This window comes from Streptomyces katrae (genome assembly GCF_000717655.1).
Lineage (GTDB): Bacteria > Actinomycetota > Actinomycetes > Streptomycetales > Streptomycetaceae > Streptomyces > Streptomyces katrae_B.
The window spans coordinates 24,450-43,155 of record NZ_JNZY01000024.1 but is presented as its reverse complement, the minus strand read 5'-3'; the positions used below and the strand labels follow the sequence as shown (position 1 = coordinate 43,155).

The following is an 18,706-nucleotide window of genomic DNA, read 5'->3' as shown; positions in this document are numbered from 1 at the left end:
CAACATCATCACGCATCAGCGCCCCGCCGAAGGTTCTGGCGCGCTCGCTCTGCCTCACGACAAGGACGCCCTGGGCGTCCGTGGACCGGTGTGTGGTTCGGGGCGGCGTCGGGTTCCCGCGACGTCCCGGGGCGCGGCCCCTGGTCCGTCCCGAGTCGGTGGCGGAGGCCGGCACCGACCGGACGCTGGACGGGAACTGCCGCGGTCGCAGGCTGAGCGGTGGTTGCCGCATCGGTGGTCAGCAAGGCTGCTGCCACCCTCCGTGACCGCCGCCCGCCGCCGGATCCCGCCGAGATGCGTGCTCCGGAAGTCCGGCCCCACGCGGACGCCCCCCGCCGATGACGTAGAGGCAGGGGCCCGCCTGCCCGGCGGGCAGGGCGCGGCGGCCGAGGCCGGGCTCTGACGCGCCGGGGGCATCGACGGCGGGGTGTCCAGATCGTGCCGTTGCCGGTGGCGGCCGCCGGGAGCATCACGGACAGGAGCGCGGTGACGACCAGTGCCCCGGCCAGGGGCGAGTCGCCCCCGCCACCTCCTGCGGGACCGGTCGGGCGGCAAGGTGTGCACGGGTGGCGCGAGGGAGCCTCCTTCGGCGAGCGGGCACGTCCCCTGGGGATGTCCCACGCCCCGCCCGCCACCCGTCCGCCTACCGGCCGGTCTCCTCCCGTCGGCCCCGGCGGACCGGGGCAGACGGAGCAGCGCCCCGCCACCGGACCAGGCCCGCCACCGACCCGCCGGCAGGCCTGGAAGAGACGGCCTAGCCGCGGCCGCCCAGGAAATGGAACGTGGGATGAGGATGCATGAGGAAGTCGTGGTGCGAGATGTTCCAGGCGTACGCGCCGGCCAGGGCGAAGGCCACGCGGTCGCCTGCCCGGAGGCCCTCAGCCGGGACCTGGCGGGCCAGGAGGTCCTTGGGGGTGCAGAGTTGGCCGGCGACGTTGACCGCGGGCCGGCTCGTGGACGGGCGGGGCCACGGGTGGGGCCAGGCCTCCACCGGGAGGACGGAGCAGGGCTGGTCGTGGCCCTTCGTGGCCGGGGTGCGCAGGTGGTGGGTGCCGCCGCGGACGACCGCGAAGGCCTCGCCGTGACTGTCCTTGACGTCCAGGACCTCGGTGGCGTACCAGCCGCAGTACGCGGTCAGGGCCCGGCCCGGTTCGATCCGTACGGTCAGGCCGGGGTGGGCGGCGGTGAGGCGCGCGAGGCCGGCCCCGTACGCCGCCCAGTCGAAGCGGCTCCCGGGGGACGCGTAGTCGACGTTCATGCCGCCGCCCACGTTGACCTCGGCGAGGCGGAAGCGGTGGCGGGCGGCGAGGTCGACGGACCAGGTGATGACGGATTCCGCTGCGGTCAGGAGGTCGGGCGCTTCCAGGCCGCTGGCCAGGTGGGCGTGGACGCCGCGCAGTTCGAGGTGGGGATACCGGCCGTCCGTGAGGAGCCGGACGGCGGCGTCCGCGTCCGCCGGGTCGAGGCCGAACGGGGTCGGCCGGCCGCCCATCGTCAGTGAGCTGCCCGCGAGCGAGTCGTGCGACAGGGGGAGGTTGAAGCGGAGGAGGACGGAGACGCGGGTTTCGGGGGTGAGGCCGGCCGACAGGGTTCCCAGCACGTTCAGATCGTGGAGGCTCTCCACGTGGAAGCGGGAGACGCCCTGCTCGAGGGCCGCGGTCAGTTCGGCCGCGGTCTTGCCGGGGCCGCCGAAAGCCAGCGGCCGGCCCGGCACGGCCTTGCCGGCGTGGGTGAGTTCCCCGCCCGAGGAGACCTCGTAGCCGTCGACGTACGGGCCGAGTGCGGACAGGATCTCCGCCTCGGGGTTGGCCTTGGCGGCGTAGTACAGCTCGACGCTCGCCGGGAGGGCTGCCCGTACGGACGCCGCGTGCTCGCGCAGGGCCGCCAGGTCGTACACGTAGGCCGGGAGTTCGGCGGAGTCCAGCGAAAGGACGTGGTCGGTCACCGATGCGGTGGGTGCGGTCATCGGGCTTCGCTCCAGGTGTTCTCGTCATGGGCCGCTTCCGACAGGACGTCCTCGGCGAAAGGGGAGGCGAGGCGTACGTAGCCGGCCTCTCGGTCGGCCTTGCGCTCCCAGCGGGTGAGCAGGTTGGCCTTGGCGGGCAGTGGTACGCCGGCCAGCAGGGCGGCGAGGCGCGGTGGGCAGCCGTGGCGGTCGGCGTGCGTCTGGAGGGTGGCGCGGACCCGGGCCCACAGCGCGGCTTCGGTCTGCGGGTGCAGGTCGGCCAGCGCGGCGAGCATCTCGGCGACGTGGTTGACCAGGAGGCAGTAGACGACCCGGTCCCAGCCGCGCTCGGCGTCGTACGTCATGGGGCCGGCGACGTCCGCGGGCAGCGAGGCGAGGGTGGCGGCGTGCTGCTCGGGCAGGAGCTTGGTGCCCTCCAGGTCGCGGAAGAGGACCTGGGCCGGCATGCCGTCGTCGTCGACGCAGACGACGACGTTCTGGAGGTGGGGTTCCAGGACGAGGCCGTGGTCGAAGTAGGCGGCCAGTACGGGCGGGACGAGCAGCCTGAGGTACGCCGCCCACCAGTCGAGCGCCGTCTGTGGTCCGGCCCCCCGCAGGAGGCGGGAGATGTGGCCGGGGCCGGTCGGGTACTCGTCGGCGACGGCGCCCGCGAGCAGCGGGGTCGTGCCCGGCAGGAGCTGTCGGGACAGGCCCTCGCGGACGATCACGCCGAAGCCTTCGAGCAGGGCGCGGTCGGGGGTCCCGTCGGGGCCGGGCAGGGCGAGGCTGCGGTAGGCGGGCTCGCGGAGCATCGCGCTGCCGGGGAAGCGGGCCGCCAGGTCGGACAGGGCGGGTTCCAGGAGCCGGGTCAGCGCGACGGCGCCGGTCAGCTCGTAACTGGAGTTCTTCCGCAGACAGTTGGTGATGCGGACGTTGAGGCTGAACTTCAGGAACGTCTCGCCGTCGTAGAGCGTGCGCACGGACGCCGTGGCCGCGAAGGGCCGACCGCCCGGGCCGAGGTCCAGGATGTCGCCGCGGTCGAAGGCGGCCCGCAGTTCGGGGTGCTCGCGCAGCATCTCGTACTGCCACGGGTGCGCGGGCAGCAGCCGGTAGCCGTCCGGCAGATCGGGGTGCAGCCGGTCCAGCGGGTCGGTGGCGCTCTCCCCGACGCGTTCCTCGGCGATCAGATGGGCGCGGACGGCGAGGTGGCGCAGCGGGAAGGCGGCGCCCACCTCGGGCGCGTACGACAGCCAGGACGCGGCGTCGCCGCTGCGCGCCTTCGGGGTCGGGTGGAAGCGGTGGCCGAAGAGCAGGGACTGCTCGGAGGCGAGGTAGGTGGCGAGGCCCGCCTCGTCCGTGAAGGGGCGGGAGGGCCCTCCCGTACGGGCGGCCAGCGCCGCGGTCACGGCCTCGTGGCCGGAGGCGACCTGGTCCAGGAACTCCTCGTTCTGCACGCCCGTACGCAGCGACAGCTCGTCCTGGGCGTACTCGGCGAGGCGCCGCCAGTCGATCCCGGCCCAGAGGTCGCCGCGCTGCTCCAGCACGGGGCCGGTGAACCGGTGGGCGCCCAGGAGGGAGGTGCGGCGCAGGGCGACCCGCAGCAGCACGCCGCGGCGGGGGAGGCGCAGCAGCAGGTGGCCGTCGGTGACGGCGCTCTGGTGCTCGGGGCTGGACACTTCGCGCAGCAGGCAGTTGAGGAGGGTGTGCGAGACGACGTCGTCGGCGCTCGGCAGGCCGGTACGGCCGGCGGAACCGGCGGCGCCGGTATGGCCGGCGGGCAGGGGATCGGTGGCGAGCGACTTGTTCAGCGGGGGCATCAACGGCTCCAGCGGGTGCGGGTGGAACGGAGACTGCTACGAGAGCGGGGCAGGGCGAGGGCGCAGGCGGCCACCAGGGCCATGGCGCAGCCGGTCAGTACGGGCGCGGCCGGGCCGTAGTGGCTGGTGCCCACGGCGGCGGCGACCCCGGCGACGACCGCGCCTGCCTTGGAGAAGAACTCCCGCACGCCGAACAGCCGGCCCGGCGCACGCCCCTTGACGCATTCGGCGGCCAGTACGGACAGACATACGAGTCCGAGGGTCAGGCCCGCGCCGAGAAGCAGCCGTACGGCGGCCAGCGCGGCCAGGTTGTCGGCCACGCCGTGCCCGGCCAGGCCGAGCGCGATGCAGGTGAAGCCCAGCGCCATGCCGAGGCGGGGGCGGCGGTGGAAGGCGGAATGCACCACCATCGCCGTCAGCAGGTAACACAGGTGCGGGAGGGCGAAGAGGACGCCGGAGAGGAAGGGGGAGGTGCCGGGTATGCGGTCTTCGATCAGCTGAATCAGGTAGGGGTACGAGATGACGGTGGAGAAGACGAAGGCGAATTCCAGGGCGTAGAGGACACGCAGTTCCGACACCGGGGAGGGCTCGGCGGTCACCTCGGCCGCCTCCGCCCCGGGCGCCTCAGTACGCGACGTCTCCTTCCCGGTCCCTGCCGCTTCACCGGCCGGCGCCCGTCTTGGCCCGCGCGACTCCGGCAGAGCCGCGATCAGCACCGCCGCCGTCAGCGGCAGGACGGCGAGCAGGGCGTACTGGCGGTGGGGTGACAGCCATGGCGACAGTGCGCCGACGACCAGCGGTGCGAAGACCAGGGCCGCCCGCGCCGCGCCTTGCAGCAGGGTGAGCGCCTTGGACAGCTCCGGACCCTCCAGGGCGGCCCCGAGGTAGCCGTTGGACGCGGCGTAGGTGCCGCCGAGGATGCCCTGGAGCACCAGGGCGAAAGTGAAGGTGGCCAGGGAGTCGGCCCAGCCGGCCAGCAGGAAGGACAGGGCGAGCCCGAGCTGGGCGCGCAGCAGCAGCCGCTTGCGGCCGAACCGGTCGGCGAGCCGGCCCCACAGCGGGGCCCCGACCCCGGCGAAAACGGTGGGTACCACGTACAGCACACCCGCCCAGTGGGCGGTGGTGTCGCCGAGCCCGGGGAGGATCTCGGTGAGGTACGGGGGCAGCCCGAGTGCGGCGAAAGACGCCACGAAGTAGCACCCGGCGACGGCATGCACCTGACGGCGCCCCAGAGTCGGCCGGGCCACCCCTTCCGAATCTGCCGCCTTCGGGTCGGTGTCCGTCGGCGCAGCCGCCGTGGCACTCATCGCAGGTCCCTCGCTCGCCGTCGCAGGTAGTTGGGGCCGGTCGTGTAGTGCGTGTTGATGTCGGAGGCGCCCGAGCGCTGTTTGGTGAGCAGCGTTCCGGCGGTGACCATCGCCTTCACCGGCAGCTCGGCGGCGTCCAGCACCCGCTCGCGAAGCGCCGCGCCCGGCTCCCCGCTGCCCGTCCCGAGCCGCTCGGCGGCCTCGGCCAGCCGTTCGCGCACGAGCCCCAGAACCGCCTCGGGCGAGGCCGTGCGGCCGTGTTCCGCCAGCCCGAAGGCGTAGGAACCCGCGCACAGGTGGAGGGTGATGGTGGTGAGCATGTCGGTGACGGCCCGGTAGTCCCCGCCGAACATCCGCGGGTCATGGAAGGAGGCCAGCAACTCGTCGGCCGCCGCGCCCAGCGTCTGGCGCAGCCTCGGTTCGTTGAAGCGGGGGCTGTCGTCGTCCTTGAACAGCAACCGCAGGCGGGTGCGGCCGTCCTGCGGGGTGCGGTCGAGCACCACGGAGATGTTCTGCTGGTGCGATGCCAGGGCGATGCCGTAGCCGTAGAGCGTGGTCTGCCAGTCGAGGAGCAGGGCGAGGAAGGCGTCGAGCAGGGCGACCGGGTCGCCGCCGTAGAAGCGGTCGGCGAGGTGGTCGATGACCAGCCGCCCGCCGGGGGCGGTGCTCAGCAGCGCGGCCAGGGGCAGCACGGAGGCGCGGTCGAGGCCGGCCGGGTAGCGGCGGCAGAGGACCGCGAGCAGCTCGTGGCCCGCGTGGGCGTAGACCGTCTCGTCGGCGTGCAGGATCGTGTCCTTGAACCGCGGCTCCCGTGCGATCACCGCCTCCACCAGCCGCTGTCCGGCGGCGCCGTGCACGAGGGTGTCGGGTTTGATGGTGCGGCGGTTGCTCAGGCCCAGTGTGGCCGTGGCCAGCGGCAGTTTGAGGTGCAGGTCCGGCTGGCCGGCGAGGCCGACCGTACGCATCGACAGCGTCGGTACGGCCTCCAGGTACGGGACGTCGGCGAGGACGGCCGTACCCTCCAGCCCGGCTTCGCGCAGGGCGTCGCGCAGCGGGGCGCCGAGGCTGAGCGGGTGGACCGGGAGCGCCAGGTGGCTGCCGGAGAGCTCGGGCAGGCCGAGGTCGGCGGGGGAGGGCCAGCTCGCGGGCAGCGCCGCGGGGCCGCCGGGGATGGTGAGCGCGTCCCGCGGTACGGCCAGCCAGCGCAGGCCGAAGCGCGGGTGGAACTCCGGGGCGTACGCGCGCAGTTGCCCGTCTTCCAGGCCGGAGCGGCCGCGGGCGGTCGGGTAGACCGGGTGGTCGAGGCGGGCGGCGAGGGTGTCGTACGCGAGGGAGGCCGCGAGGCCCGTCCAGTCGGCGGGGTCGGCGCCGTAGCGGGCGGTCAGGTCCGCGAAGACCTCCCCGGCGGTCCGGTCGTGCAGCCGCATGGTCGCCAGGGTCTGGCGGCACTCCTCGGCGAAGGCCTCGAAGCCGGGCCGGTCGACGGGGTCGGCCAGTCCGGTCAGCACGCCGACGATTGCCTCGGAGCCGGTTAGTTCGGTGCCGTCCGGCTCCCTGACGAGCAGCGGAAGGCGGGCGGCGTACGCGCCCTGGAAGCCGTCCTCGGCCACCGGGAGGAGCAGCGCCGCCGCGTCCCCGCCGGCGGGCAGGGGTAGCCGCAGCCAGGTGCCGTCCGCGCGGTCGACGCTGGTGGTGCGGGTGCGCAGGCCGACGACGTCCTCGCGGAGGAAAGCGCTGAGCACCCGCAGCAGCAAGGTGTCTTCGGCGGTCTCGGCCGCGACGGTCGTGGCGGCGCGGGTCACGGCGTGATCTCCCAGCGCTGGGTGGCGAGGAAGTCGGCATGGACGCGGTTGACGAGGTCCTGGCCGGTGCCGACGGCCCGCACGGCGCCGAGGTAGTCGCGGTGGGTGTGGTGCAGGTCGCGGCGCTCGCCCACGGCGCGCATCGGACGGTACGTCAGCCGTACGCCGTCCACGTCCAGATCGGTGGTGTCGGGCGCGGCCGTCAGGGTGCCGGCGCGGTCGGCAGTGGGCCACGAGATCCGGGCGGCGCCATCGCGGCGGGCCCCCAGGTCGGCCGGGAGCGGCTCGCCGAGGTGGGTCTGCAGTACGAGTTCGAAGAGCGGGATGCCGAGCAGGTCCGCGAGGAGCAGGTCGCACTGGTCGCCGATGGCGCGGTAATTGACCTCGATGATGTGGGCGCGGCCGTCGTGCACCACGAACTCGGTGTGGCAGATGCCGAAGCCGATGCCGAGGGCGTCGAGCTGGGCGAGGATCTGGGCGACGACCGGCTCGGGATGGGCGGGGACGAAGGTCAGCTGCTGCTCGATGAAGAGCGGCGGCGGGGTCAGTTCGGTGCGGAATCCGCCCAGGACGTGGCGGGTCACGCCGTCGCCGAGCGTCTCCAGCGTGTACAGCTGGCCCTGGAGGTACTCCTCGACGACCAGGGGCACGCCGGGCCGCCGCACCTGTATCTCCTTGCACTGCTGGAGCAGGTCCTCGGGTCCGTGCACCATGACCACGTCCTCGCTGGCCACGCCCTCGCGCGGCTTGAGTACGCAGGGGTAGGCGATTTCGGCGGCGTCGGGCCGGTCCCCGGGGGCGATCTCCACGGACCATACGGAGTCGGTGCCGGAGGCGTTGAGGTGACGGCGCATCTGCGCCTTGTCCTTGACGCGCAGGGCGGTCTGCCAGTTCTTGCCCGGCAGGCCGAAGTATTCGGCGGCCAGGGCGGCTTGCACCTGGAGGTGGTCGCTGTTGGAGAACACCGCGTCGGGCGCGTGGTGGGTCGCTATCCGGGTGATGACGGCGCGGAAGTCTCGTACGTCGCACTCCAGGACTTCTATGTCCGGGCTGTAGCGCTCGCGGTGGGCTTCGGGCTGGTCGGTCAGCACGGTGACGTCGAGACCGAGCCTGGCGGCGGCGGGGAGGAAACCGTCGGTGACCGAGTCGGTGAGAGGGAGGGCGAGCAGGTACAACCGCATGAGCGGTGACCCCTTCCGAGTCGTGGAGCGGCGAGCGGCTGTGGTCACGGATGGACGGATCGTCCGGTTGCTGGGCAGCAACCGGCTGCCGCAGTTTAGGTTAGGCAAGCCTTACTTTTCAACCCGCCCTCCAGTCGGCCGACTTGAGCGGATTGATCAAGGACGCCCACAGAAGATAAGGTAAGGCTTACCTTGATTCAAGTTCCGATCTCTGACGCACCCCCGCACGCCCGTGAAGGAACGCCGATGACGACCTCTCTGGACTCCCCGGCCGGCCCTGCCGCCCCACGCGCAGGCCTCGTACTCGCCTCCGGCTATCGGCGACTCGCCGCGGTGTGCGAGGCGTTGGACGTACGGGTCGCGGGATCCGGGGACACGGCGGCGGGAGCGTGGGTGACCGGAGCGGAGCTGGCAGAACGACCGGAGGCCCTCGAGGCCTTCATCGCCGCCGAGTTCGCGCGCATCCGGGAGCGGCACGGGCTCGCCCCACGCCCGGACGCCGCCGCCTCCCGCGCGCTGCACGGCTACCTCTGGTCCGTCAGCCTTCTGATGAGCGGTTCCTGGCACTTGGAGCGGCGCGTCCCCCGCATCCGCCCCGCCGAGATCCGGCTGAACCTCACCACGGGCGTCCACGAGGTGACGCCGGGCTCCGGATTCGCCTGCCTGCCGGACGATCCCGCGGTCGGCGCCCCGCCGGCCCGGGCCGCTCTGCCGCACGTACGGCCGTACGGCGTACGCGTGGTCGGTCATGAAGAGGCCCTGCGCGCGGAGTTGCGGGCCGCGATCGCCGACCACGTGCGTCCGCTGCTGGCCGCGATCGGCCCGTACACCCGGCGCGGGCCGCGCGCCTTGTGGGGCATGGCGGGCGACGACCTGGTATCGGGCATCTGGTACCTCGGACGGGTCCTCGGCCAGGAGGAACGGGCCGTGAGCGCCGCGACCGATCTGCTCCCCACATCGATCGCGCCGTTCCCCGCGGGCGCGGACTTCCGCCGGCTGGCGGGCCGCGAGGGGCGGCAGTACCCGACCCGCACCCGGAGCGGCTGCTGCCTGTACTACGCACTCGACGCAGCCCGTCCGTGCGGCACTTGCCCGCGCACGAGCGACGCGGAGCGGGTCCGGCGGCTGGAGGAGGAGGCCTGAGCGCGCACCGTACGGTGCGAACGACCGCGGGCCGGTACCGGGATCTCCCGGTACCGGCCCGCGGTCGTTTTTTCAGTTGCCGTCGGCGCTGCTCAACCGCGGCCGAGTCCAGGTCACTTGGCGGGGTCGACCTTGAAGATCTTGGCGATGTCGTCCAGGACCATGTCGGCGCCCTGGAGCGAGACCGAGGTCATCCAGGTGGCGTCGTCCACCTCGTGGACGTTGCCCTTCTGGACGGCGTTCAGGCGCTGCCACAGCGGGTTCTCCATGAACTTCTTCTTGCGGTCCGCGCCGCCCGAGAAGGCCGTGAGGAAGACGTGGTCGGCGTCGACCTGCTGAATCTGCTCCTCGCTGATCTCGATGTTGAACTTCACGGTGTCCCGCTGGTTCTCCGGCCGCAGCAGACCCATGTCCGTCAGGATGATGCCGGAGAAGCTCTTCGGCAGGTAGATGCGGGTCGGGCCGTCCACGAAGCGGGTGACCGAGACGGTCGGCTTGCCGCCCTCGCCGCTGCCGCCGCCCTGGGCGTTGATGGCGTCACCGATCTTCTTGGCGCGGGTCTCGTACGCCGTGAGCTTGGCCTTGGCCTTCTCCTCCTGGCCGAGTGCCGTACCGAGGAAGGTGATGTTCTCCTTCCAGATCGGACCCGTCGTCTTGACGAAGACGGTCGGGGCGATCTGGCTCAACCGGTCGTACAGGTCCGCGTGGCGGACGGTCGCCGAGACGATGAGGTCCGGCTTGAGGGCCGCGATCGCCTCAAGGTTGGGGTTGTCGAGCGGGCCGACGTCCTTGGTGTTCTTGACGGCGTCGCCGAGGTAGGCCGGGAAGCCCTTCTGGTCACGGTACGCGGCGACGCCGCCGACCAGCGGGGCGTCCAGGGCGACGACGGCTTCGACCAGGCTGTTGTCCAGCGCCACGACGCGCTTGGGCTTGGTCTTGACCTCCGTGGTGCCCTTGTCGTGGGTGATGGTGCGCGGGAAGCCGGCGTCGGCCGCGGCGGGCTTGTCCGAAGCCCCGGAGGCCTTGCCATCTCCACTTCCGCCACCGCAGGCGGCCAGCGAGAAGGCCAGTGCTGCCGTCAGGACGGCAGCGGCGATCCGGCCGGGCCGGCGACGCTGAGTGAAGGTGTTCATCGGGTCTCTCCCATGAGCTGACGGTGCAGACGAGCGACTGGTGACAGGTTGTGAAAAACCGTTGGCCAGTGACTTAGGCAAGGCTTACCTGTGTGAAGCGCTGTGAGAATAGCGGCTGTTCAGGCTTGAATCCACCCCGGGTCGTATTCGACCGAGCGGACCGCACAGTGCGTTAAGGTGTGCCTTACCTTGTGAGGCGTGACCTTGAAGCCCGCCGTCGCCGGGGCGGCCGACACAGCCCGCCCCGCGCCGCCACCACGCCCCGCCCTGCGCCGAACCTCCACCCGTGCTGCACTGACGGTGACACTCCTCGCCGCCGTCTTCGCGGCCGTCTGTGCCTCCCTCGCCATCGGTACCAAGGCCGTTCCGCTCTCCGACGTGCTGACCGCGATAGCCGGCGGCACCGACGGTGATGCCGTGGTCATCCGCGAACTCCGCATGCCCCGCACGCTCCTTGGTCTGGTCGTCGGCCTGTCGCTCGGCGCGGCCGGAGCCGTGGCCCAGGACATCACGCGCAACCCGCTCGGCGACCCGGGCCTGATCGGCATCAGTGCGGGCGGCTCGTTCGCCGTTGCCGCCGCCATCGGCGCACTCGGGCTGACGAGCCCTTACCAGTACATCTGGTTCGCCTTCCTGGGCGCAGCGCTCGCCGGGCTGCTCGCGTACGCCGTCGGCGGGACCGGGTACGGCGGGGCCACTCCCGCCAAGTTGGCGCTCGCCGGTGCCGCCGTCACCGTGCTGCTCGACGCGGGGACCAACACCCTCGTCCTGCTCGACGTCCGCACGCTCGACCAGTACCGCTTCTGGGCGGTGGGCTCCCTCGCCGGGCGGGATTCCGGACTCGCCCTGAATCTCCTGCCGTTCGCCGCCGCAGGGCTCGTGCTGGCGATCGGGCTCAGCGGCAGGCTCAACGCCCTCGCGCTCGGGGACGACCTCGCCAGCAGCCTGGGCACCAAGGTCCGCACGACACGCGCGCTCGGCGCCGTGGCCGTCATCCTCCTCGCGGGCACCGCCGTCGCGGCGGCCGGCCCGGTCACGTTCATCGGCCTCGTCGTGCCGCACATCGTACGGGCCTTCACCGGTCCCGACGCCCGCTGGCTGGTGCCCTGTTCGGCGCTGGGCGGAGCCTCCCTCATGCTCACCGCGGACGTCGTCGGGCGGATGGTCGCCCGCCCCGGTGAACTCGAGGCCGGAGTCGTCACCGCCCTGCTCGGCGCTCCCTTCCTCGCCCTCCTCGTCAAGCGGGGCAAGCTGAAGGAGCACACCCGATGAGCCTGACCAGCCTGCTCCGGTGGGAGGCCGGCCCGATCGGCGTGGCGGTGCGGCCCCGGGTCGCCGTTGCCGTCCTCGTGCTCGCCGTCACCGGTTTCGCCGGGCTCATCGCGTCCGTGTCCCTCGGCACGTACGCCATCCCCGTCGGCGAGGTGCTCGGCGCGGTCCTCGGCTTCGGTGACGGCGCCGCCGACCTGATCGTCCATGAACTCCGCCTTCCACGCGCGCTCACCGCACTCCTGGTCGGCGCCGCCTTCGGCCTGGCCGGAGCCGTTTACCAGGCCGTCACCCGCAACTCCCTGGCCAGTCCCGACCTCATCGGCATCGCGGCCGGCTCCGGCGCCGGCGCGGTCGCCGCGATCCTGATCGGCGGCGTCACCTCCGCGGGGGCGGGCACCTTCGGGGCCGTGCCCTTCGGCGCCCTCGCGGGTGCGCTGCTCACCTCCGCCGTCATCTACCTGCTCGCCTACCGCGACGGCACCATCACCGGCTACCGCTTCGTGCTCGTCGGGCTCGCCGCGAACGGCGCCCTCATCGCCCTGACCCGCTGGCTGCTCGCCCGCGCCGACATCGACCAGGCCTCCCGCGCCATGGTCTGGCTCACCGGCAGCCTCAACGGCCGCGGCTACGAACACGTCCAGTGGTCCGGGATCGCCCTCGCGGTCCTCATGCCGCTGACCCTGGCGCTCGCGCGCCCGTACCAACTGCTCCAGTACGACGACGACACCGCACGCAGCCTCGGCATCCCGCTGAAGCACTCGCGCATCGCGCTGCTCGTGCTCGCCACCTGCCTCACCGCCCTGGCCACCTCCGCCGCCGGGCCGATCGCCTTCATCGCGCTCGGCGCACCGCAGATCGCCCGCCGCCTCGCCGGCACCGCGGGGATCCCGCTGATGATCAGCGCCCTCACCGGGGCGGTGCTGCTGGTCCTCGCCGACCTGGCCGCCCGCCTCGTGCTGGCGCCGACCGAACTGCCCGTCGGCGTTCTCACCGGCGCCGTGGGCGCCCCGTACCTGCTGCTGCTCCTCGCCCGGGCCAACCGGGCCGGAAAGGGAGGCTGATGATGACCGCCCCGCTGACCGCCCCACCGACCGGCACCCGCCCGGCCGCAATCCACGGTGCCGGCCTCCGCCTGGGATACGGCGACCGGATCGTCGCCGACGACCTCGACCTGTCCATCCCGGCGGGCCGGGTCACCGCCCTGGTCGGCCCGAACGCCTGCGGAAAGTCCACCGCCCTGCGCGCCTTGGCCCGCCTCCTCAAGCCGGCCGGGGGAACCGTCCTGCTGGACGGCGAGGACATCGCCTCCCTGTCCTCCCGGGACTTCGCCCTGCGGCTGGCCCTGCTGCCGCAGACCCCCAGCGCGCCGGACGGCATCACCGTGCGGGACCTGGTCGCCCGCGGCCGCACCCCGCACCAGCGCTGGTGGCGCCAGTGGTCCTCGGCGGACGAGGCCGCCGTCGACGCCGCCCTCACCGCCACCGGCGCGTCCGACCTGGCGGAGCGCTCCATCGACGAGCTCTCCGGCGGCCAGCGCCAGCGCGTCTGGATCGCCATGGCCCTGGCCCAGGACACCTCGGTCCTCCTCCTCGACGAGCCGACCACCTACCTGGACCTGGCCCACCAGGTCGACGTCCTGGAACTGGTGGCGGACCTGAACCGCTCCGAGGGCCGCACCGTCGTGATGGTGCTGCACGAGCTGAACCTCGCCTGCCGCTACGCCGACCACCTGATCGCGATGCGCGAGGGCCGGGTCATGGCCGCCGGGACACCCTCCGAGATCGTCACCCCGGAACTGGTGTACGAGGTCTTCGGCCTGCGTGCGGCCGTCATCGAATGCCCGGTCGCCGGCACTCCTCTGGTCATCCCCGAGGGAGGGCGCAGGACCTGACGCTCCAACGGCCACGGGGGCGGTCGGCGTGCGCAGCGTCGGCCGAAGCGGTCAGCGGACGCTCCGGCTTCCAGCCTGCGGACCCGCATTGACGAACAGCGAGATTTAGGTAAGCCTTACCTCGCCTCTGCGTGGGTCTTGTGCCGGCCCGCGCCCGTACCGCCCCCGGAGCCCTTCTCATGCTGTCCCCCGCCGCCGCCTCGGTGCCTGCCAGAACCCCGTGCCGCCCGGTACGTCTGTACGACTCGTGGTGGACCGTGGCGGCAGCCGGCCTGGTGGCGATGATGGTTCTGACGGCGGGGCTGTGGTTCTCCCTCCACGTGCGCACCGACCAGTCGCTGCACACCGCTGCGCTCTTCGTGCACCTCGCCTCGCTGATACTCGGCTTCGGCGCGGTGCTCTCCGCCGACTACTACGGCTTGCTGTGGACCACCGGCCGCTGCTCGCTCACCGAGGTCCTGTCCGCCACGTCCCGGCTCCACATGCCGATCTGGGCCGGACTCGGCGGGCTGGTCGCGAGCGGGCTCATGCTCCATCCCGACCTCCACTCCCCACTGACCCAGACGAAGATCGCACTGGTCGGCCTCCTCACCCTCAACGGCCTCCAGGCGGGCCTGCTCGGCCGCCGCCTCACCGAAGCCACCGAGCCGATCGGCCGCGGCCTGATGGCCTGGGGCGGCGCCACGGCGCTCTTCTCCCAGGCCTGCTGGTGGGGCGCCGTCGCGATCGGGTTCCTCAACACCAACCGCTGAGCACCCCGCAGCGCGCGCCGACACCTGCCCGAGCGCATGGTGATCGTCGGCGGGAGCCACCCGCCCGGTGCACCGCCTCACAGCTGATGCGCCGGGACGTACGGCGGCGGCAACGACGCCGTCGTGCTGTCGGGCCCATGTCGCTGCCCGGCCCGACGGAGCTCCACGGCCCGTGCCGGACCCCGACAGGGGGCGGGCACCGTGAAAAGAGGGCGGGGGCCGGTGGTGGGCAGGCGTCCGCAGGCCCGGGTGCGCCGCCGCCTCAACGTCCTGTGGGCCCTCATCCGCGACCGACGCCACTACACGGCCCAGCCACCGCCCATGGAAGCCGCTACCGCATGACGCTCACGGCTTCGCGACAGCCTCTGGATCTCCGAGAGTGTCCGGTCAACCCTGACGATCGTCGGGGGACTGGGCTGCCGTTCGGCCAGGGCCCCCGGCCTGCGGTGTTCCTACCGTCGATGGCATGGAATCGATCAAGCAGTACGGGTGGGGCCGACGGCTGCCGGCGGCGGTCGCCTCGGCCGGGACGGGGGCAGCGGCTGTGGTTTGGCTGGCGCCCGACGGCACACTGGGCACGAATGAACCGGTGCACGTCACGGCGGGCCTCTCTGAGAGGGCCTACCGTGCCCTGACCGGAAGCGTGGCGGACGGGCCGGCGTGGGCCGAGACCGCCCTGGAAGCGGCGAGTGAGGGTACTTTGCTGTTCCTGGGCCTGCTGCTGGCCTGGGTCGGCTGGAGCGCCCTGCGCCGCCGTGACGTGCCGGGCCTGGCCGGGGTGGCAGTGGCGGCCGCCGGGACCGTTGTCGCCTACGGACTGAGTGAGGCGGTCAAACTCCTCGTCGACGAGGAACGTCCGTGCCGTGCCCTGCCAGGGATCTCGGCCCTCGCATCGTGTCCCGAGCCGGGCGACTGGTCGTTCCCCAGCAACCATGCCACCCTGGCGGTCGCGCTGGCAGTGGGCGTGACCTTGGTACGTCCTCGGCTCGCGGCCCTGGTGCTGCCGGTGGCGGGGGTGGCCGCCTTGTTGCGGGTGCTGGTCGGGGTGCACTATCCGCACGACGTCCTGGCGGGCGCGGCGCTCGGCGCGACGGCCGTGGTGACCGTACGGCTCCTCGTACTGCCGATTGCCGTACGGGCGGTGTCAGCTTTCCTTGTAGGGCAGCCGGGGGTCGGACGGCACCGGGACCACGCCGGCCTCGTGCGCGACCACGGCGGCTGCGGCCCGGTTGTGGACGCCGAGGCGGGCGAGGATCGAGCTGACGTGGGCCTTCACCGTTCCCTCCGCCAGGTGCAGGCGGCGCGCGATCTGCCCGTTGGAGAGACCGCTGCCGAGGAAGCCGAGCACGTCCCGCTCACGGGCGGTCAGGGCCTCGACGCGAGCGCGGGCCGCGGAACGGCGGCCGACCTGGGCGCCCGCACCCCCCGCGGCGAGATGGGCGACGACCCGGGCCGCGACCTTCGGTGACAGGTAGGCCGCGCCGCCGGCAACCGCACGGACACCGGCGATCAGCTCCTCCGGCTCGCCGGACTTGATCAGGAAGCCGGCGGCACCTTCGCTGAGGGCCCGCAGGATGTACTCGTCCTCCCCAAAGGTCGTCAGCATCACAACCCCCGTTTCGGGGACGGTCCTTCGGATCTCGACGACAGCTTCCAAACCGCCGGTCCCCGGCATCCGTATGTCGAGGACGGCCACATGCGGGCGGTGGCGCCGGACGAGCTCCACCGCCTGGTGGCCATCGGCTGCCTCGGCGACGACAGTGATACCGGGGTCAGTGGCAAGGACTGCGCGGACGCCTGCGCGGATCATGGGCTCGTCGTCGGCGATCAGGATCCGGATCATCGGACGGCCTTCCCGGTGTAGTTGTCGGTGGAGACCAGGCGGCCGGCCCGGAAGCAGAGACGGTAGATGTCCCCCGAGCGGTCGTCGAACGGGTCGCCGGTCTGTACGTAGAACTCGCAGGCCGCATCTTGTGGTGTGGGCGTGGGTACTGCCGGGCGACGGGTCGTCTGGCGCTCGGGCAGGTACGGCGCCACGTCCGCGCGTGACTGCCCAACGCGCAGGAGGGCGTAGTCCTGGGGGGCGAGTACCGACTCCCGAGCAGTTACGGTGTCCCACGCCCGTACCCCGCCGATGAGCAACGCGGTGGTGCACAGCGGCACCAGGACGGCCGCGGCGGCGGTACGGCCCAGACGGCGACGGGCACTGCGGTGCTCAGGAGGCAGTACGCCACCTGGACCATCGGGCTCGGCGTGGCGTGGCGGGTGCACGGATCCGGGGCGGTGCGGGAGCCCGGCCCGGACGGCGAACCCGCCGCCCTCGGGGCCCGATGTGAAGGTTCCACCGGCCAGTCGGACGCGCTCATCCAGGCCGATGAGACCGAAGCGGTGGCCCTCGCCGGGTGCGGAGGCCCGGGACCCGGGTGCGGGACGGGCGGCGCGGTCATGGTGGGCCGTAGACATGGAGGGGACCGGCCTGTTCCTCACACTGACCTCGGTCCGTCCTTCCACGTGTCGGACGACGACGGTCGCCCGGTGCCCCGGGGCGTGCTTGGCAACGTTTGTCAGCGCCTCCTGGACGACGCGCAGCACGGCCCGCTCGACGGCCAGCGGCGCGTCACCGGCCGCCGCTTCGCCTTCTACCCGCAGCCGGACGTCAAGCCCCGCCGCGGCCGCCCGGTCCACCAGGGCCCCGAGTGCGGTGAGCCCAGCGCCGGGCTCGGGCCCCGGAACCGGATCCGATGGCCCGCGCAGTACACCGATCACCTCGCCGAGCCGGTCCACGGCGGCTCCCGCCCTGACGCGGATGTCCCGGGCGGTGGCCCGGTGGTCCTCAGACAGACCAGGGGCCAGCTTCAGTGCCCCCGCGGACAGGGCGATGAGGCTGAGGTCGTGGCCCAGGAGGTCATGCATGTCCTGCGCGATCCGGGTCCGCTCGCGCAACCGGGCCTGTTCGGCGACCAGATGCTGCTCCCTCTCCAGCCTCGCGGCCCGCTCCCACCCAGCCCGAACCAGTGCCCGGTACTGGCGCAGGAACCGGCCCGCGAACCACGGCAGCATCGCCGCCACGAGCAACAATCCCACGAACTGGCTCGCCCAGCCCAACCATGCCGGCACCAGGAGCACAGCCACCACGGCGGCCCCGAGCACTCCGGCCAAGGCCGCACCCGTGCTGCGGTTCCGCCCCGGCTGCCAGCCCGCGAGGAAGGCGCAGACCGCCGCCGGTATGCCCCACCACAGGGTGGCGACACCGGTGCCAACAGCCGCCACCGCCCCGATGAAGAGACCTGCGGACAGTACCGGTGCCGGCACCCGGGCCTTGATGATCGCTGTTCTCACGGACGCGACCCTACGGAACTCCGCCGCCCTGCGGCACTGCCGAAAGTCCACTACCGCGAGCCCGGGATCCACTGCTCCGTGCTGAGGTCACTGTCGCCTCCCGCAACGGAGACCGGTGGCACTACACCGCCGGCGCGGTCCGGTTTCCCCGCCGACAACCGCCTCGAGCCGGGCGCGGTAGGCGGAGCCCCGGATCACTGCCCCGGGGTGGGTCAGGTGTGGATGTGGCTGTTGGTGCCGTCGTCGCTGTCGGCTTGTTCGTCGTTGAACCAGTAGTCGCCGGCCGCGAGGTAGCGGAAGGAGTGCGTGCTGTGGGCGGGCAGGGCGACTTGGGCGGTGCGGGTGCCGTCGCCTCGGGGTTCGAGCGGGTGGGCGGCGGGGTTCCAGTGGTTGAAGTCTCCGACCACGCTGACCGGCCCCTCCGGGTTGTCTTCGGGCAGGACGAAGGTGACGTGGGTTCGGCCTTTGAGCTGCTTGCGTTCCAGCACGGTGGTCTCCAGCCGTGGGTCGTCGGGGGTGGGTGCGGGCATCCTTGCGTCTGCGGCGGCCGGCCGCGGTGGGACGTGCCGGTGGTCTGGACGCCGGTCACCTGTCCGGTCCCCGCCGGCGATGAGTCATACGGGCCGGAGGAGAGTGGGACCTCGGTCCGTTGCGGGGCCCGGCCGGGGCTTCCTCGACCGGCCGGGCCCCGCGTGCGTGGACCTCTCGTCGCCCTGTCACCGTGACACGGACCAGCCCGCACCGCCCGCGCGGAGCGGTGGCGCGTAGGCCGTTCGGGTGATGCGTGCTGCACGCCGCCCAGCAGGCGCAGAACCTGTGGCCGCGGGGCCGCGGAGACGGATCTGCCCGTTCCTGCCGGTTGGGTGATCGCGCCATGCAGGGCGCCATACAGCATCGGGGCCGGTGCGCGCTGCCGGTCGGGGCGATTTCCGTATCGGCCCATGGCCGTCGGCGGGCTCGCTACGCTCGTGATCAGGCCGTGCCGACAGGAGTGTGCGGACGAGGGCAGGTGCCCCAGGCGCTCTGGACAGCACCTGACCGAGCGAGGGGGCCCCTGTCAGCTGGCAGGGGCCCCCTCGGTGAAGCTCCACCACGCGTGCCGGGCCCGACGGGGGAGCGCGCAC

General features: G+C 72.8%; 14 protein-coding genes and 1 pseudogene. 6 read left to right on the top strand and 9 right to left on the bottom strand.

What is annotated here, in order from left to right; genetic code table 11:
• Positions 1-754: 754 nt before the first annotated feature.
• Genes IF09_RS0126065 through IF09_RS0126045 form a run of 5 tightly spaced genes read right to left on the bottom strand, consistent with a single transcriptional unit; the run spans position 755 to position 8,052 of the window.
• Positions 755-1,966: a type III PLP-dependent enzyme gene (locus tag IF09_RS0126065; RefSeq protein WP_030299660.1), complete on the bottom strand. Its 1,212-nt coding sequence runs from the start codon at positions 1,964-1,966 to the stop codon at positions 755-757.
• Positions 1,963-3,762 (bottom strand): IucA/IucC family protein, encoded by a 1,800-nt coding sequence (locus tag IF09_RS0126060; protein WP_078613463.1) that lies wholly within the window; start codon positions 3,760-3,762, stop codon positions 1,963-1,965. The genes IF09_RS0126065 and IF09_RS0126060 overlap by 4 nt, the downstream gene beginning before the upstream one ends.
• Positions 3,762-5,069 carry an MFS transporter gene (locus IF09_RS0126055; RefSeq protein WP_030299657.1) on the bottom strand — a complete coding sequence of 436 codons (1,308 nt, stop codon included), beginning with the start codon at positions 5,067-5,069 and terminating at the stop codon, positions 3,762-3,764. Before IF09_RS0126055 ends, IF09_RS0126060 begins: the two co-directional genes overlap by 1 nt.
• Positions 5,066-6,871, bottom strand: a complete 1,806-nt coding sequence (locus IF09_RS0126050; RefSeq protein WP_030299656.1) for an IucA/IucC family protein — start codon at positions 6,869-6,871, stop codon at positions 5,066-5,068. Before IF09_RS0126050 ends, IF09_RS0126055 begins: the two co-directional genes overlap by 4 nt.
• The gene (locus IF09_RS0126045) at positions 6,868-8,052 is read right to left on the bottom strand and encodes an ATP-grasp domain-containing protein (RefSeq protein ID WP_030299655.1); all 1,185 of its coding nucleotides are present in this window, start codon (positions 8,050-8,052) and stop codon (positions 6,868-6,870) included. The genes IF09_RS0126050 and IF09_RS0126045 overlap by 4 nt, the downstream gene beginning before the upstream one ends.
• Positions 8,053-8,298: 246 nt before the next feature.
• Between IF09_RS0126045 and IF09_RS0126040 the strand changes: the two genes are divergently transcribed.
• Complete coding sequence (locus tag IF09_RS0126040; RefSeq protein WP_030299654.1) at positions 8,299-9,195, top strand: iron-sulfur protein; 897 nt, start codon at positions 8,299-8,301, stop codon at positions 9,193-9,195.
• Between the two features lie 113 nt (positions 9,196-9,308).
• Here IF09_RS0126040 and IF09_RS0126035 read toward each other — a convergent pair whose 3' ends face one another.
• The gene (locus IF09_RS0126035; protein ID WP_030299653.1) at positions 9,309-10,328 is read right to left on the bottom strand and encodes an ABC transporter substrate-binding protein; all 1,020 of its coding nucleotides are present in this window, start codon (positions 10,326-10,328) and stop codon (positions 9,309-9,311) included.
• Positions 10,329-10,526: 198 nt separating this feature from the next.
• Here IF09_RS0126035 and IF09_RS0126030 point away from each other — a divergent pair, with 198 nt between their 5' ends.
• From IF09_RS0126030 to IF09_RS47295, 5 genes and pseudogenes are all read left to right on the top strand, one after another.
• Entirely contained in the window at positions 10,527-11,600 is a 1,074-nt protein-coding gene (locus tag IF09_RS0126030; protein ID WP_166663239.1) for a FecCD family ABC transporter permease, read from the top strand.
• Complete coding sequence (locus tag IF09_RS0126025) at positions 11,597-12,661, top strand: FecCD family ABC transporter permease (protein ID WP_037636019.1); 1,065 nt, start codon at positions 11,597-11,599, stop codon at positions 12,659-12,661. Before IF09_RS0126030 ends, IF09_RS0126025 begins: the two co-directional genes overlap by 4 nt.
• Before the next feature lie 2 nt (positions 12,662-12,663).
• Positions 12,664-13,491 carry an ABC transporter ATP-binding protein gene (locus tag IF09_RS0126020; RefSeq protein WP_037636017.1) on the top strand — a complete coding sequence of 276 codons (828 nt, stop codon included), beginning with the start codon at positions 12,664-12,666 and terminating at the stop codon, positions 13,489-13,491.
• 131 nt (positions 13,492-13,622) lie between these two features.
• Positions 13,623-14,243, top strand: a complete 621-nt coding sequence (locus tag IF09_RS0126015; protein ID WP_199920483.1) for a hypothetical protein — start codon at positions 13,623-13,625, stop codon at positions 14,241-14,243.
• Positions 14,244-14,709: 466 nt separating this feature from the next.
• Positions 14,710-15,342: pseudogene (locus IF09_RS47295) on the top strand (phosphatase PAP2 family protein); the annotation flags it as partial.
• Positions 15,343-15,387: 45 nt separating this feature from the next.
• On the opposite strand, the gene IF09_RS47290 reads toward IF09_RS47295, so the two are convergent.
• The 3 genes from IF09_RS47290 to IF09_RS0126000 form a co-directional block, all read right to left on the bottom strand.
• Positions 15,388-16,086, bottom strand: a complete 699-nt coding sequence (locus tag IF09_RS47290) for a response regulator (protein ID WP_030299647.1) — start codon at positions 16,084-16,086, stop codon at positions 15,388-15,390.
• On the bottom strand, positions 16,083-17,582 hold the full coding sequence (locus IF09_RS0126005; RefSeq protein ID WP_234321153.1) for a sensor histidine kinase: 1,500 nt from the start codon (positions 17,580-17,582) through the stop codon (positions 16,083-16,085). Before IF09_RS0126005 ends, IF09_RS47290 begins: the two co-directional genes overlap by 4 nt.
• A gap of 212 nt (positions 17,583-17,794) precedes the next feature.
• Complete coding sequence (locus IF09_RS0126000; protein WP_234321152.1) at positions 17,795-18,112, bottom strand: isoamylase early set domain-containing protein; 318 nt, start codon at positions 18,110-18,112, stop codon at positions 17,795-17,797.
• Positions 18,113-18,706 lie beyond the last annotated feature (594 nt).